13 protein-coding genes are annotated in these 13,651 nt (G+C 71.7%); 6 read left to right on the top strand and 7 right to left on the bottom strand.

Going from position 1 to position 13,651, the window contains the following annotated elements; translation table 11 throughout:
- Positions 1-10: 10 nt before the first annotated feature.
- Positions 11-292, bottom strand: coding sequence for a hypothetical protein (locus ASC77_RS17020; RefSeq protein ID WP_056155590.1), 282 nt, complete (start codon positions 290-292; stop codon positions 11-13).
- Between the two features lie 268 nt (positions 293-560).
- Between ASC77_RS17020 and ASC77_RS27730 the strand changes: the two genes are divergently transcribed.
- Positions 561-695 (top strand): hypothetical protein, encoded by a 135-nt coding sequence (locus ASC77_RS27730; protein WP_268788427.1) that lies wholly within the window; start codon positions 561-563, stop codon positions 693-695.
- Between the two features lie 148 nt (positions 696-843).
- On the top strand, positions 844-1,443 hold the full coding sequence (locus ASC77_RS17015) for a YceI family protein (protein WP_056155586.1): 600 nt from the start codon (positions 844-846) through the stop codon (positions 1,441-1,443).
- Positions 1,444-1,525: 82 nt separating this feature from the next.
- On the opposite strand, the gene ASC77_RS17010 is transcribed toward ASC77_RS17015, so the two are convergent.
- Together ASC77_RS17010 and ASC77_RS17005 are read right to left on the bottom strand one after the other, a co-directional pair.
- Entirely contained in the window at positions 1,526-2,818 is a 1,293-nt protein-coding gene (locus tag ASC77_RS17010) for a DUF1501 domain-containing protein (RefSeq protein WP_056155583.1), read from the bottom strand.
- Positions 2,819-2,845: 27 nt separating this feature from the next.
- Positions 2,846-4,438, bottom strand: a complete 1,593-nt coding sequence (locus ASC77_RS17005) for a DUF1800 domain-containing protein (RefSeq protein ID WP_056155580.1) — start codon at positions 4,436-4,438, stop codon at positions 2,846-2,848.
- Positions 4,439-4,569: 131 nt separating this feature from the next.
- On the opposite strand from ASC77_RS17005, the gene ASC77_RS17000 reads away from it, so the two are divergent.
- Positions 4,570-5,475, top strand: a complete 906-nt coding sequence (locus ASC77_RS17000) for a GNAT family N-acetyltransferase (protein WP_056155577.1) — start codon at positions 4,570-4,572, stop codon at positions 5,473-5,475.
- Between the two features lie 94 nt (positions 5,476-5,569).
- On the opposite strand, the gene ASC77_RS16995 is transcribed toward ASC77_RS17000, so the two are convergent.
- The gene (locus ASC77_RS16995; protein WP_082574955.1) at positions 5,570-6,844 is read right to left on the bottom strand and encodes a DUF1501 domain-containing protein; all 1,275 of its coding nucleotides are present in this window, start codon (positions 6,842-6,844) and stop codon (positions 5,570-5,572) included.
- A gap of 20 nt (positions 6,845-6,864) precedes the next feature.
- Complete coding sequence (locus ASC77_RS16990; protein WP_056155573.1) at positions 6,865-8,514, bottom strand: DUF1800 domain-containing protein; 1,650 nt, start codon at positions 8,512-8,514, stop codon at positions 6,865-6,867.
- A 137-nt stretch (positions 8,515-8,651) separates the two neighbouring features.
- Here ASC77_RS16990 and ASC77_RS16985 point away from each other — a divergent pair, with 137 nt between their 5' ends.
- Both ASC77_RS16985 and ASC77_RS16980 read left to right on the top strand, forming a co-directional pair.
- Positions 8,652-9,617 carry an LLM class flavin-dependent oxidoreductase gene (locus ASC77_RS16985; RefSeq protein ID WP_056155571.1) on the top strand — a complete coding sequence of 322 codons (966 nt, stop codon included), beginning with the start codon at positions 8,652-8,654 and terminating at the stop codon, positions 9,615-9,617.
- Positions 9,618-9,637: 20 nt separating this feature from the next.
- Positions 9,638-9,928, top strand: coding sequence for a DUF1330 domain-containing protein (locus ASC77_RS16980; RefSeq protein ID WP_056155567.1), 291 nt, complete (start codon positions 9,638-9,640; stop codon positions 9,926-9,928).
- Positions 9,929-9,933: 5 nt separating this feature from the next.
- Here ASC77_RS16980 and ASC77_RS16975 read toward each other — a convergent pair whose 3' ends face one another.
- Together ASC77_RS16975 and ASC77_RS16970 are read right to left on the bottom strand one after the other, a co-directional pair.
- Positions 9,934-10,515, bottom strand: a complete 582-nt coding sequence (locus ASC77_RS16975) for a hypothetical protein (RefSeq protein ID WP_056155565.1) — start codon at positions 10,513-10,515, stop codon at positions 9,934-9,936.
- Positions 10,512-11,741: an acyl-CoA dehydrogenase family protein gene (locus ASC77_RS16970; protein WP_056155562.1), complete on the bottom strand. Its 1,230-nt coding sequence runs from the start codon at positions 11,739-11,741 to the stop codon at positions 10,512-10,514. The genes ASC77_RS16975 and ASC77_RS16970 overlap by 4 nt, the downstream gene beginning before the upstream one ends.
- Positions 11,742-11,871: 130 nt before the next feature.
- On the opposite strand from ASC77_RS16970, the gene ASC77_RS16965 reads away from it, so the two are divergent.
- A complete protein-coding gene (locus ASC77_RS16965; protein ID WP_056155559.1) occupies positions 11,872-13,569 on the top strand; it encodes a cholesterol oxidase substrate-binding domain-containing protein in 1,698 nt (565 codons plus the stop codon).
- Positions 13,570-13,651 lie beyond the last annotated feature (82 nt).

Genomic DNA, 13,651 nt, shown 5'->3' with positions numbered 1-13,651 from the left:
GTGATTCCTTCTATCCGTAGACCAGGCGCCGGAGCTGGCGCTCGGTGAGCTCGGGAGCGGCCACCACGCGGGCGGCCAGCTCCTCGGCGATGCGGGCGAAGATCTCGGGGTTCTTCGCGCCGTAGGTCTTCAGCTGGGCGTGCCGGCGGCGTACGTAGTCCTCGACGGGCTCGGTGTGGAAGGCGACGACGTCCTCCACGACCCGCGCCGCCTCGGCGGGCGACAGCCCCGTGCTGGTGGCGATGCGAGCGACCAGCTCCGGGTCGGCCGTCGGGCGGTGCAGCGTGGACATGGGTCGATCGTGCGTGCCGCGGGCCCCAAACGCAACTTTCTGCCCGCTGGCGGGCAAGAACCACCCAATTGAGGTAGGCGAGACGCGATTGATCCAGGAACGCGTCCAGTCACACCCGGCACTCCAGGCACCGATGGAGCGCTCACCCCCGGTTGACGCCCTCCACGGGCGTCCCAGTGGGGGAACGCGAGCGAATTTCGGGAAGAAGTGACACCGTGGGTGGGGGTGCGGTACCTTTGGTGAACAGAAGGTGAACGAAAGGTGTCCCATGAACCACAACAAGATGGCCAACGGCCTCGTGCAGGTCTGGGTGCCGGTGACTGACAACCAGGGCCGCACCCGCGTCGAGGCGCACTGGATCGATGCTGCGACAGCGCCGACCCACGCGACGCACGCCGCCTGACCCCACACTCGCTCGACCCCGTCCGGAGCTCCTCCGGGCGGGGTCGATGCATGTCCGGAGAAAGTTCGGGAACAGGGAATGAATCGGACCACGGTCCGGTTAGGGTGATCAAAGGTTCAACCAAACCCACCGTTCTTCAGGAGTCACGATGTCGTTCTTCAACCGCCAGGCCGCCGAGCAGTTCGACGCCCCCACCACCGCCGTCGAGGACATGTCCGGCGACTACACGATCGACCCGACGCACACGCGCCTCGGCTTCAGCACCCGCCACGCGATGGTGACCACCGTCCGCGGTCACTTCACCGAGTTCTCCGGCACCGCGCACGTCGACGCCGCCACCCCGGGCAACTCGAAGGTCAACCTGACCATCCAGACCGCGAGCGTCGACACCGGTGTCGCCGACCGCGACGGCCACCTCAAGTCGGCCGACTTCTTCGACGCCGACAACAACAAGGAGATCACCTTCTCCTCGACCAAGGTCGAGCGCGACGGCGACGACTGGGTCATCACCGGCGACCTCGTCATCAAGGGCGAGTCCAAGTCGGTCACGATCACCTTCGAGCCCACCGGCTCGGCGCGCGACCCGTTCGGCAACCTGCGCATCGGCTTCGAGGGTGGCACCAGCATCAACCGCAAGGACTGGGGCCTGACCTGGAACGCCGCGCTCGAGACCGGCGGCGTCCTCGTCTCCGAGAAGATCAAGCTCGAGTTCGACATCTCCGCGATCCAGAACTCGCAGGAGGCCTGAGCCTCCTCCGGGCATCGTCCCGGCGTACGACGCAGGCCCGCTCCCCTCTCGAGGGGGCGGGCCTTCGTCGTGTCCGCGGGTCCTACTGGCCGACCATGAACCCCACGCGCTCGCGCTGGAAGCCGGGGAAGACGTCCGCCGTCGAGGCCGTGGTCTGGGCGGCGACGACCTCGGCGAGGACGCTGCGGTAGTCGGTCGTGACCGAGACGTCGGAGTCCAGGGCGTTGGTGAGCCCCGGCCAGGTCCCGTAGTAACGACCGCCCTTCACGCCGGCGCCGGCGGCCAGCATCACGTTGCCCCAGCCGTGGTCGAGCCCGCCGTTGGCGTTCTCCTGCACCCGCCGGCCGAACTCGCTGATCGTCACCAGGGTGACCCGGTCACCGACCGAGCCGAGGTCGGCGAAGAACGCGGCGATCGCGGCGGCCAGGTCGCCGGCGTTGCGCTGCATCCAGCCGCCGCCGGCGGCACCGAGGCCGACGTGCATGTCCCAGCTGCCGCTGTCGACCGTGACCGCCGAGACGCCCACGTTCGCCCGCAGCGTCCGCGCGACCGCCGACAGCGCCTCGCCGAGGTCGCCCTCCGGGTAGAGCTTCGGCCGGGCCCGCTCGGCGCGGGCGGGGTCGAGGTCGACGACCGCGTCGAGGGCCTCGCGGAAGCCGTTGCCCATCGGGCTGCGACTGCGCGACCACTGGGTCCGCAGCGCCCTCATCCGCCGTCCGTTCGGGTCGCTGCCCCGGTCGCTGCCGGCGACGCGGGCGGTGTCGAGCGATGCGAACGACATGACCGGCTCGGGTCCCACCATCGAGGTCGGGATGCTCGGGCCGACGACGAGACCCTGCAAGGTCGAGCTGACGTCGTCGCTGCCGACGAGGCGGTTGAGCCAGCCGACGCGGCTGGTCGAGCCCGGGTCGGCGTCCTCGAGCTCCTCCATCGCGGCGAAGTGGGAGCGGTTCGGCGCGGGCAGCCCGGTCGCGTGGATCGCGGCAAGCTTGCCCGCGCTCCACAGCGGCAGCAGCGGCGCCATCGCCGGGTGCATGCCGAAGAAGTCGTCCTGGGCGACCAGGGCCTCGCGCTTGATGCCGATGCCCGGCCGCGCCTGGTAGTAGACGGGGTCGCCGTGCGGCACCACCAGGGACAGCCCGTCCGCGGCGCCCCGCAGCGAGACGACCACGACGGCGTTGGTCGGCGTACGCCGGGTCGCGGCGGCGGCCAGCGTCGGTCCGATGGTGACGGCAGCGGAGCCGAACATCGTCGTCGCGCCGGCGAGTGCCGCACCGCGCAGCAGCGAGCGGCGGGACGGGGTGAGGACGGGGCCGGTCAGGTCGCTGGTCGCGGGCCGGCAGTCGCAGAGGGGCTCAGTGGGCAGGGCGCTCATGATGGGTCTCCTGATCCGGTTCTGGGGTCAGCGCTGGTAGAAGGTCGGGCTGTCGAGGACGGTCGCGACGACCCGCGGCCAGGCGTCCTCGAAGAGCTCGGCACTGCGACGGATCGGCGCGTCCGGTCGGACGCCGGCCGCCTGGCAGCAGGCCTTCAGCAGGGCCGCCGTCGAGGGCCGCTGGAGCAGCCGCCGCGAGAGGTGGTCGACCAGGTCGCGGAAGAGCATCGGCCGCGCGCTGCGCCGGCTGTCGGGAAGCCACGACCGCGGACGCGGGAACGAGACCGCATCACCCGGCCACCAGCCGTTGATCATGTCCCAGTGGAACGTCATCGAGGCGAGCGCCCGGGTCGGTGAGGACCACGAGGCGTTGTCGACGGGCTGCCCGTCCGGGCGTGGCCAGGTGAGCGGCGCCAGCCCCAGCGACGCCGTCTGCCAGTAGACCTGGTTGGCGGCCGAGGCGTCGCTCTTCGGCTTGCGCACCCCGACGCCCAGCAGCCGGTACGTCGCGAGCACGTCCTCGTCGCCGTCGCGCACCTTCTTGTCCACGGCGGACTTGAACTCCGGCGAGCGGACCAGGGCCTGGAGGACCGGCGCGACCGCGGTGTCGTGGGCCAGGTAGACGGCGGCCAGCCGGTCCACGAGGGAGGCGGGCACGGTGTCACTGACGAAGGCCTTCACCAGCTTGGTCGCGATCCGGCGCGCGGTCGCGGGGTGGTGGGCCAGGTAGGAGAGGTAGGCGTCGGTGACGGCCCGGCCGTCCTCGTCGGCGTTCGGGTGGGAGAACCCCATCACCTGCACCGGGCCGGTCCAGTGGTCCTTGGCCGAGTAGTAGGCGTCCCAGGTCCGGTAGAGGTCGGCGCGGTGGCCGGTCAGGATCCGGGCGGAGTTCTTGACGTCCTCCTCGGTGTAGTTGCCGAGGCCGACCGTGTGCAGCTCCAGGAGCTCGCGGCCCTGGTTCTCGTTCGGGTGCGCCTTCGTGGAGCCGGCGTTGCCGAGGAACATCAGCATCGCGGGGTGGGTCGAGGCGCCCTTGAGCAGGTCCTCGAACCTCCCGAGCGCGTGCTGGCGGATCACGTCGCCGTACGAGATGCGGTAGACGAAGATGTTGTCGGCGTTCGTCGCCACGTGGAAGTGGTTCTCCCAGAACTCGGTCATCACCTCGAGCACCTGGCGCGGCGAGACCATCCGTCGCATCATCACGCGGTTGCCGTAGTCCCACATCACCTCCCAGCCGCCGCGGACGCCGCCGCTGGTGCGGTTCCAGAGGTCGAGCGACTCCCGGTGGAGGTCGGGCCACCACTCGCAGAGGTCGTCCGCGCTGCCGTCGTACGCCGTGGCCAGCTGCTGGTCGAACCAGGCGAGGTGGCCACCGGCCGCACGGACCTCGGCGGCGAGCTGCGGCGTGATGCCGTAGCTGAAGCGGTTGACGAGGTGGCGGGCCGGCTCGCGCAGCACGGGCGTGCGGGGGTAGCGGCCCGGGCGGTAGGAGACCTTCTTCGCGGCCTCGGCGGGCAGCGCCGTGCCGGTCGCGACGAGGGTGCCCGCGGCGGCGGCACCACCCGCGATGCGGAGGGCGCGGCGGCGCGTGGGCGCGTCGGCAATCTGCTCAGTAGTCATCTCGGACGTCCGTGTCCTTTGTGATCGATATCCGTGTCGAACACCTCTCCGATCGGCGGGAGCGACAGGCGTCTGAGGAGTCGCCGTAATTCGGCGGACGTGACTGGACGGGTTCCGCGACACTGGCCTGCATGTCTGACGAGATCGCCCTGCCGGACGGCCTGAGCGGCCGTCCACTCGTGATGTCCGACTCCGCCGCCGTCGTCGAGGTGATGGCGGCCCAGGAGCTCCACGACACCGGTGAGGTCGCCATCGAGGAGGCCGACATCATCAGCGACTGGCAGCGGCCGTCGTACGACGTGAGCGCCGGCACGCTCGGTGTCTTCGACGGCGACCGCCTGGTCGCGTACGCCGAGCACATGGGTGCCGACCGCGGCGACGCCGCCGTGCATCCCGACCACCGGGGCCGAGGCATCGGGACGGCACTCGCGGCCTGGATGCAGGATCGCGCCCGCGCTGCCGGGGCGAGCGAGGTCGGCATGCCCGTGCCCCGCGGCTCCGCGGGCGACCGCCTGCTCGAGGCGCTGGGCTACCGGGTGCGCTGGGAGAGCTGGGTGCTCCAGCTGCCCGAGGGCACCACCGTGCCCGAGCGCGCGCTGCCGCCCGGCTACTCGATCCGCGAGGCGACCCCCGACGACTACGCGGCGTGCTGGACCGTGCTCGAGGACGCCTTCCTCGAGTGGTCGGTCCGCGAGCGCGAGCCCTTCGACGACTTCCTCGCGCGCACCGTGCAGCGCCCGGGCTTCGAGTCGTGGAACCTCCGCCTGGTCGTCGACGCCGACGGCGAGGCCGTCGGCGCGACCACCGTCTACCCCTACGGCACCGAGGGCTACATCGACCGGCTCGCCACCCGCAAGGACCAGCGCGGCCAGGGCATCGCCCAGGCGATGCTGGTCGACGCCTTCGCGGTGGCCCGGGAGCACGGCGCCACGACGTCGGGCCTCAACACCGACTCCCGCACCGGCGCGCTCGGTCTCTACGAGAAGGTCGGCATGCACGTGACGCAGACCTGGGTCAATCGCGCGATCGCGCTCTGACGGCATCGGAACCCCCCGTTCCCTCACCCTGACGCCAGGATCGACAGGGTGCGGCCGGGAGTGGGCGGCACCGAGGCGCGCTACCCCATTTCGGTCAGAGACCCGTCATGAACCCCAGCGTCTCGGGCGCGAACCCGGGGAACACCGTGGCCACGCTCGCCGGGGTCCGGGTCCGCACGACCTCCGCGAGCACGCTGCGGAAGTCGGTCGTCACCGACACGTCGGCGTCGAGGGTGTTCTGCAGGCCCGGCCACCGGCCGTAGTAGCGACCGCCCTTCACGCCCGCCCCCGCTGCGAACATCACGTTGCCCCAGCCGTGGTCGAGACCGCCGGTGCCGTTCTCCTGCACCCGCCGGCCGAACTCGCTGAGGGTCACCAGCGTGACGCGGTCGCCCATCGCGCCGAGGTCGGCGAAGAACGCCGCGATCCCGGACGCGAGGTCGGAGCCGTTGCGCTGCAGCCAGCCCGACGTCGGCTTGCCGAGGCCGACGTGCATGTCCCAGTTGCCGCTGTCGACCGTCACCGCGGACACGCCGAGGTCGGCGCGCAGCGTGCGGGCGATCGCGGACAGCGCACGCCCCAGGTCGCTGTCGGGGTACGACGACACGTGGTCGGCCTGCGCCTTGGCCGGGTCGAGGCTGACGACGGCGTTCAGCGCCGTACGCGCCGCGACGCCCAGGGCCGAGTCCGACGAGCCCCACAGGGTGTGCAGCGAGCGCGATCGCGTCTTCTTGGGGTCCCACTGATCGTCCCCGCCGATGGCGGCGGTCTCGAGCGAGCGGAACGACATGACGGGCTCCGGGCCGAGCATCGAGGCCGGCAGGCCGTTGCCGACCGCGAGCGCCTCGAGGCTGGAGTCGGACGTCGCCGCGCCCACCAGCCGGTTCAACCAGCCGATGCGGGCCGCGGAGCCCGGGTCGGCGTCCTCGATCTCCTCCATCGCGGAGAAGTGCGACCGGTTGGCGACCGGGAGGCCGGTGGCGTGGATCGCCGCCAGCCTGCCGGCGTTCCACAGCGGCAGCAGCGGTGCGAGCGACGGGTGCAGCCCGAAGGTCGCGTCGGCCGCGAGCAGCGAGGCGGCCGGTACGGCGATGCCCGGGCGGGCCGCGTAGTAGGCGGTCTCGCGGTGCGGCACGACGAGCGAGAGCCCGTCGGCGGCGCCGCGCAACGACAGCAGCACGATCACCGAGCGCGCCGGCGCCGCGGCTCCTGCGGGGTCGCGGCGGGCGTCGAGCGTGACCATCGTCGAGCCGAAGGCCATCGTGGCGCCGGCGAGGGCGGCACCACGGAGCACGCCCCGGCGGGAGGCGGCGAGCCGCGGCGACTCGGGGCAGCCGCAGTCGGCGGACGGGAGGGGTGAGGTCGTCATCGGAGCGTTCTCCTGGCCGGTCATCGCGTGTAGAAGTCGGGGCTGTCGAGGAAGACCGCGGCCAGCCGCGGCCACCGCCAGTCGTAGAGGTCGCTGGACGCGCCGACCATCGCCGTCGGGCTCAGCTCGGCCGCCTCGCAGCACGCCTGCAGCAGCCGCGCCGTCGACGGACGGTGCTGCAGGAGGCGCGACAGGTGGTCCACCAGGTCCCGGAACGCCAGCGCCTCCGCCTGCGGGCGCCACGACGCCGGCGCCCGGAAGGTGACGTCCTTCTTGGGCCACCAGCCACCGGCCATCGACCAGTGCAGCGACATCGACGCGATCACCCGCGTCGGCGAGGCCCACGACGCGTTGTCGACGGGCTGGCCGTCCGGTCGCGGCCACGCGAACGGCGAGAGTCCGAGCGCGCCGACCTGCCAGTAGATCGCGTTGCCGGCGGACTCCGACGTCGTCGGCGGCGCGACCCGGACGCCGAGCAGGCGGTACGTCGCCGCGACGTCCTCGTCGGGGTCCCGCAGCTTCGCGTCGACGGCCGCGGCGAACTCGGCAGAGCGCACCAGCGCCCGCAGCACCGGGGCGATCGCGGTGTCGTTGTCCAGGTAGACCTGGGCCAGGGCTGCGACCAGCGCCGGTGGCGGCGTGTCGCTCACGAAGGCACGGGCGAGCTTGGTCGCGATCCGGTTCGCGGTAGCCGGGTGGTGGGCGAGGTAGGTGAGGTAGCGCTGGGTCGTCGCCCGCCCGTCGGCGCCGGCGTTCGGGTCCGAGAAGCCCATCACCTGCACGGGGCCGGTCCAGTGCCACGAGGTCTCGTAGGTCACCGCCCAGGTCTTGTAGGAGTCGACCTTGTAGCCGGTGAGGATCCGGGCGGACGCCTTCACGTCGTCCTCGCCGTAATTGCCGATGCCGACGGTGTGCAGCTCGAGGAGCTCGCGCCCGAGGTTCTCGTTGGGCTTGGTCTTCGTCGACGAGCCCGCGCCCAGGAAGAACAGCATCGCCGGGTGCAGGACCGCCGCCCGGAGCAGGTCGTCGAAGCGGCCGAGAGCGCCGGCGCGGATCACCTCGCCGTACGGCGCGCGGAAGGCGTAGTTGTTGTCGGCGGCGGCCGGCACGTGGAAGTGGTTCTCCCAGAACTCCGTCATCACCTCCAGGACCTGGCGGGGCGAGGTGATGCGCCGCAGCATGGCGCGGCGGCCGTAGTCGCTGCCCACCTCCCAGCCGCCACGGACGCCGGTCGCGCTGCGCTGGTAGAGGTCCGCGGCGTCCCGGTGCAGGTCGGGCCACCAGTCGCACAGGTTGTCGGCACTGCCGTCGTACGCCGTCGCGAGCTGGGTGTCGAACCAGGCCAGGTGCCCGCCTGCCGCGCGCACCTCCTGCGCGAGGGCCGGCGTGATCCCGTAGCTGAAGCGGTTCGCGAGGTGGCGTGCCTGCGGCTCGAGGATCGGCGTCCGGGGATAGCTGCCCGGGGCGTAGGAGACGGCCGGGGTCGGGGGCTTCGGCTTCGGCTTCGGCTTCGGCTTCGGCTTCGGCTTCGGCTTGGGCTTGGGTTTGGGCTTCGGGTGCTTCTTCGGCCGGTGCTTCTTGGGCCGGTGCTTCTTCGGCCGGTGCTTCTTCGGCTTCGGCTTCTCCTTCGGCCGGAGCCGAGCGAGCAGGGCAGAGCCGGTCGTGGACATCCGTGTCCCCCAGGAGGTGTGCTGCGTCGAGGCCCGAGATCCGTCTCGGACAGGTCCTCGATCGGCGGCACGCCACCGCGCCTGAGGAGTCGTCCCGGAACTAGAACAAGTTCCACTCGGTCTGGGAGGCTGGCGCCATGCCGCGCACCCAGTTCGCCACCCGCTACGACTTCCGCGCCCCGGGCGCCGACCCGGCCACCCGCCAGGAGATCTTCGCCCGGGCGGTCGAGCAGGCGGCGTACGTCGACGCCCACGGCATGGACGCCCTGATGGTCTCCGAGCACCACGCCGCGGACGACGGCTACCTGCCGAGCCCGCTGCTGGTGGCCTCGGCGTTCGCGGCGGTCACCTCGCGCGTGCCGATCACCGTCTCGGCGCTGCTGGTGAACCTCTACGAGCCGGTCCGGCTGGCCGAGGACATCGCCGTGCTCGACCACCTGAGCAAGGGCCGGGTGGCCTACACGTTCGGCCTCGGCTACCGCCCGGTGGAGTACGAGCTCTACGGGCGGACCTGGTCGGAGCGCGGCGCGGAGGTGGAGGAGCGGATCACGGCGGTGCTGGACGCCTGGCGCGACGGCACCACCACGCCCGCGCCGTACTCGCAGCCGCACCCGTTCCTCTTCTACGGCGGCGGCTCCCCGGCAGCAGCGCGTCGGGCCGCCCGCCTGGGGCTCAACTTCCAGCCCCAGCACGGATCCGCGGAGCTGAAGGCGATCTACGAGGAGACCGCCCGGGCGGCCGGTCGGGAGCCCGGCTTCGTGCTCCAGGCGCCTGACGGCGGGCCGGCCAACGTCTTCGTCGCGGAGCGACCCGACGAGTTCTGGGAGCGCTACGGCCGGCACCTGCTCGCCGACGCGACGGCGTACCAGGAGTGGCACGGCGAGGCCAGCTCCTACGTCGTCGACCACTCGCGCAGCGTCGAGGAGATGCGGTCGGCCGGCGTGTACGCCGTCTTCACCGCCGACGACCTCGTCGACCGCTGCCGCGTGGGCGAGGTCCGGCTGGTCACCAGCCACCCTGCCTGCGGCGGGCTGCCGGCCGAGCCGTCGTGGGCCAGCCTGCGCGCGGTCTGCGAGACGGTCCTGCCGGCCGTGCGCGGGTAGCCGTCCGGCACGATGGCCCCATGACCGCCTACTGGATCAGCATCTACAAGGAGATCCACGACGAGGCCAAGCTCGCGGCGTACGCCGAGCTGGCCGGCCCCGCCCTCACCGGCGCCGGGGGCACGTTCGTGGCACGCGGACTGCCGGAGCAGACCTACGAGGCGGGCGAGGTGAGCCGGACCGTGCTCATCGAGTTCGACTCCGTCGACCAGGCCCGCGCCGCGCACGACAGCCCGGCGTACCAGGAGGCACTGGCCGCGCTCGACGGTGGCGCCGTCCGCGACCTGCGCATCGTGCCGGGCGTCGCGTAACCGCCTCAGCCAGTCACGGTCGTCACGACCGCGGTGACCGACGGCCGTCGCGGGGTCGAGGAGAACCCGAACTGCGGTGGCGGCTCGACCGCCGTGAGCCCGCCGAGGTTCGCGCCGTCGAAGGCGCCTCGCACCGCGACGACCTGGTGCACGTCGGTCGCGCCGTACCACTCCCGCCTGCCGTTGCCCGCCGTCCCTCGGGTGCGCACCCCGGGCATCACGACGCGGGCGACAGGGTCGGTGACCGCGCACCAGGCGGGGCTCTCGGCGACGCGCTGCGGCACCAGCCGCAACAGTCGCCCGAGCCCGGTGCGGCCGCCGACCTCGAGCTCGATCGACAACGACGGCGAGCTCAGAAGCCAGCCGTTGACAGTGATTGGCTCCACGCGCACCTCGTCGAAGGTGTACGTCGACGCGACGAAGTCGGCCACCTCCTGGGTCGGCGCGAGCAGCACCCGGTGACCGTCGGCGGTCTCGACCATGACGTCCGCGAACGCGCCGTACGGCGACGTGTCCCACCGCCCGACGACGACGCGGACCCCGCTCGTCGTGCCGACACCGGCGATCGAGCCGCGGAAGCGGCTCACCGGATGGGCGCCCCCGAGATCGAGCGGGCGATCACGAGCCGCTGGATCTCGGACGTGCCCTCGAAGATCGTGTAGATCTTGGCGTCGCGGGAGAACCGCTCGACGGGGTACTCGCGGGTGAAGCCGTTGCCGCCGAGGATCTGCATCGCCTCGGTGGTCACCTTGACCGCCGTCTCGCCGGCGAACAGCTTGGACATCGAGCCCTCGGCCTTCTCGAACTTCTTGCCCTGTCGCGCCATCCAGGCCGCGCGCCACACCAGCAGCCGGGACGCCTCGATCGAGGTGGCCATGTCGGCGAGCTTGAAGGCGATGGCCTGGTTCTCGATGATCGGCTTGCCGAACTGCTCGCGGGTCTTCGCGTAGTCGAGCGCCACCTCGTACGCCGCGCGTGCGATGCCGATCGCCTGGGCGCCGACGGCGGGCCGGGTGCGCTCGAAGGTCGCCATCGACGCGTTGCCGCGCGCACCGCTGCCGTCCCGGGCGCGGGCGAGGCGGGCGTCGAGCTTCTCCTTGCCACCCAGGAGGCAGCGGCCCGGGACGCGCACGTCGTCGAGGACGACCTCGGCCGTGTGCGAGGCGCGGATGCCGTGCTTGTGGAACTTCTGCCCCTGGCTGAGCCCCTTCGTGCCGGGCGGCACCACGAAGCTGGCCTGGCCGCGGGTGCGCAGGTCGGGGTCGACGACCGCGGTCACGACGTGCACGTCGGCGATGCCGCCGTTGGTCGCCCAGGTCTTGGTGCCCGTGAGCACCCACTCGTCGGTGGCCTCGTCGTACGTCGCGCGGGTGCGCATCGCGCCGACGTCGGAGCCGGCGTCGGGCTCGGAGGAGCAGAAGGCGCCGAGCTTGAGGTCACCCGGGGTGCCGAACATCTGCGGCACCCACTCGGCCACCTGCTCGTCGGTGCCGTTCGCGCGTACGCCGGCGGCCGCGAGCGACGTGCCCACGATCGAGAGCCCGATGCCGGCGTCGCCCCAGAACAGCTCCTCCATCGTGATGGGGAAGCCGAGGCCCGTCTCGTCGACCGCCTGGGCGACGATGAAGTCGACCGAGTAGAGACCCGCCTTGGCCGCCTCCTCGAGGACGGGCCAGGGGAACTCCTCCTTCTCGTCCCACTCCGAGGCGGCGGGGCGGACGACGTCCGCGGCGAACTGGTGCACCCAGTCGCGGAGGTCGAGGTGGTCCTGGCCGAGGTCGAACGAGGGCTGCGTCGAGTCCGGGGAGGTCACGGCGGAGAGGCTACCGGTCGGGTCAGGCGCGGACTGGCCCGAAATGACCAGTGCGGGCGAAAACTAGAACTCGTTACAGTGACGGACGTCACACCGGGATGTGGGATCCAGGGTGAGGGAGCACGACAGCATGATCACGAGACGCCGACTGATGCAGGGAGCCGCGGCCGCCGGAGTCGCCGCCTGGGTCCCCTTCGAGCAGATCCCGGCCGCGCAGGCCGCGCTGCCGACCCCGCCGGGCTTCCCCGCCGGCATCCCGCTCTTCCAGCAGGCCTACAAGAACTGGTCGGGCGCGATCGCCGTCGACGGCGTCTGGACGTGCACGCCGAACGCGCCGGCCGACGTCGTCACGCTGGCGAACTGGGCGCGGTCGAAGGGCTGGCGCCTGCGCGCGAAGGGCAGCTCCCACAACTGGTCGCCGCTGTCGCTGGCCGCCGACGGCAGCGACGCCGCCAACGTCGTGCTCGTCGACACCAAGACGAAGCTGACCGCGATCTCGGTCGACACCGCCACGTCCCGGGTCCGGGTGCAGACCGGCGCCACGATGCTCGCGATGATGACCGCGCTGGAGAACGCCGGCCTGGGCATCACCGCCTCCCCGGCACCGGGCGACCTGACCGTCGGCGGCGTGCTCGCCATCGATGGCCACGGCACGGCGATCCCGAAGACCGGCGAGGTCAAGCCCGCCGGCCACACGTACGGCTCGATCAGCAACCTGGTCCAGCAGATCACCGCGGTGGTGTGGAACGCCGCGACCTCGTCGTACGTGCTGAAGACCTACGACCGCAACGACGTCGAGGCCGGCGCGCTGATGGCGCACGTCGGCCGGTCGTTCATCACCGAGGTGGTGCTGCAGGCCGGCGCCAACCAGCGGCTGCGCTGCCAGAGCTGGTTCGACGTGCCGGCGACGGAGCTGTTCGCGCCGGCGGGATCGGGCGGCAAGACGTTCGACAGCTACCTCAGGTCGGCGGGCCGGGTCGAGGCCATCTGGTTCCCGTTCACCCCGAAGCCGTGGCTGAAGGTGTGGAGCGTGGCTCCCAGCAAGCCGCTGCTGTCGCGCCAGGTGACCAGCCCCTACAACTACACGTTCAGCGACAGCCTGCCGCAGTCGATCTTCGACCTGTCGGCCGCGATCGTCGGCGGCAACCCGGGCGCGGTCACCGACTTCGGCCCGCTCAACTACAACATCGTCGCCGCCGGACTCGTCACGACGTTCACCTACGACATCTGGGGCTGGTCGAAGAACCTGCTCCTCTACGTGCGGCCCTCGACGCTGCGGGTGACCGCCAACGGCTACGCCATCCTCTGCAAGCGCGCGGACGTGCAGCGGGTGATCCAGGAGTTCACGACGCGCTACTCGACGCGGCTGGACGACTACCGCAACCAAGGTCGGTTCCCGATGAACGGCCCGGTCGAGATCCGGGTCACCGGCGTCGACAAGCCGGGCGACGTCGGCGCGACCCGGTCGCCGCAGATGTCCGCGCTGCGTCCGCGCCCCGACCACCCCGAGTGGGACTGCGCGGTCTGGCTGGACATCCTCACGCTGCCGGGCACGCCGTACTCCGACGTGTTCTACGCCGAGATGGAGCAGTGGATCTACAGCAACTATGCGTCGTACGCCGACGTACGCCCCGAGTGGTCGAAGGGCTGGGGCTACACGTCGTCCGGCGCCTGGACCTCGGGGCCGGTCGTCGACACCATGGTCCCGAACACCTTCCGCACCGGCTACCCACTCAACGACAACTGGGACTCGGCGCGGGCGATGCTCGACATCCTCGACCCGGCGCGGGTGTTCAGCAGCGCGTTCGTGGATCGGCTGCTGACCTGACCCGCTGGGGTAGTCCCTGACGTTCTCGCCCTTCCGGAGACCCCGGGAGGGCCGAATCGTCAGGGACTACCCCGCCGCTACC

Origin of the sequence: Nocardioides sp. Root1257 (genome assembly GCF_001425175.1) — a bacterium.
Classification (GTDB): domain Bacteria; phylum Actinomycetota; class Actinomycetes; order Propionibacteriales; family Nocardioidaceae; genus Nocardioides.
This window is presented reverse-complemented; position numbering and strand designations above follow the sequence as displayed.

Coding starts and splice junctions, on each gene's coding strand:
- ASC77_RS17020 (WP_056155590.1), bottom strand. CDS start 292: ATGTCCACGCTGCACCGCCCGACGGCCGACCCGGAGCTGGTCGCTCGC.
- ASC77_RS27730 (WP_268788427.1), top strand. CDS start 561: ATGAACCACAACAAGATGGCCAACGGCCTCGTGCAGGTCTGGGTGCCG.
- ASC77_RS17015 (WP_056155586.1), top strand. CDS start 844: ATGTCGTTCTTCAACCGCCAGGCCGCCGAGCAGTTCGACGCCCCCACC.
- ASC77_RS17010 (WP_056155583.1), bottom strand. CDS start 2,818: ATGAGCGCCCTGCCCACTGAGCCCCTCTGCGACTGCCGGCCCGCGACC.
- ASC77_RS17005 (WP_056155580.1), bottom strand. CDS start 4,438: ATGACTACTGAGCAGATTGCCGACGCGCCCACGCGCCGCCGCGCCCTC.
- ASC77_RS17000 (WP_056155577.1), top strand. CDS start 4,570: ATGTCTGACGAGATCGCCCTGCCGGACGGCCTGAGCGGCCGTCCACTC.
- ASC77_RS16995 (WP_082574955.1), bottom strand. CDS start 6,844: ATGACGACCTCACCCCTCCCGTCCGCCGACTGCGGCTGCCCCGAGTCG.
- ASC77_RS16990 (WP_056155573.1), bottom strand. CDS start 8,514: ATGTCCACGACCGGCTCTGCCCTGCTCGCTCGGCTCCGGCCGAAGGAG.
- ASC77_RS16985 (WP_056155571.1), top strand. CDS start 8,652: ATGCCGCGCACCCAGTTCGCCACCCGCTACGACTTCCGCGCCCCGGGC.
- ASC77_RS16980 (WP_056155567.1), top strand. CDS start 9,638: ATGACCGCCTACTGGATCAGCATCTACAAGGAGATCCACGACGAGGCC.
- ASC77_RS16965 (WP_056155559.1), top strand. CDS start 11,872: ATGATCACGAGACGCCGACTGATGCAGGGAGCCGCGGCCGCCGGAGTC.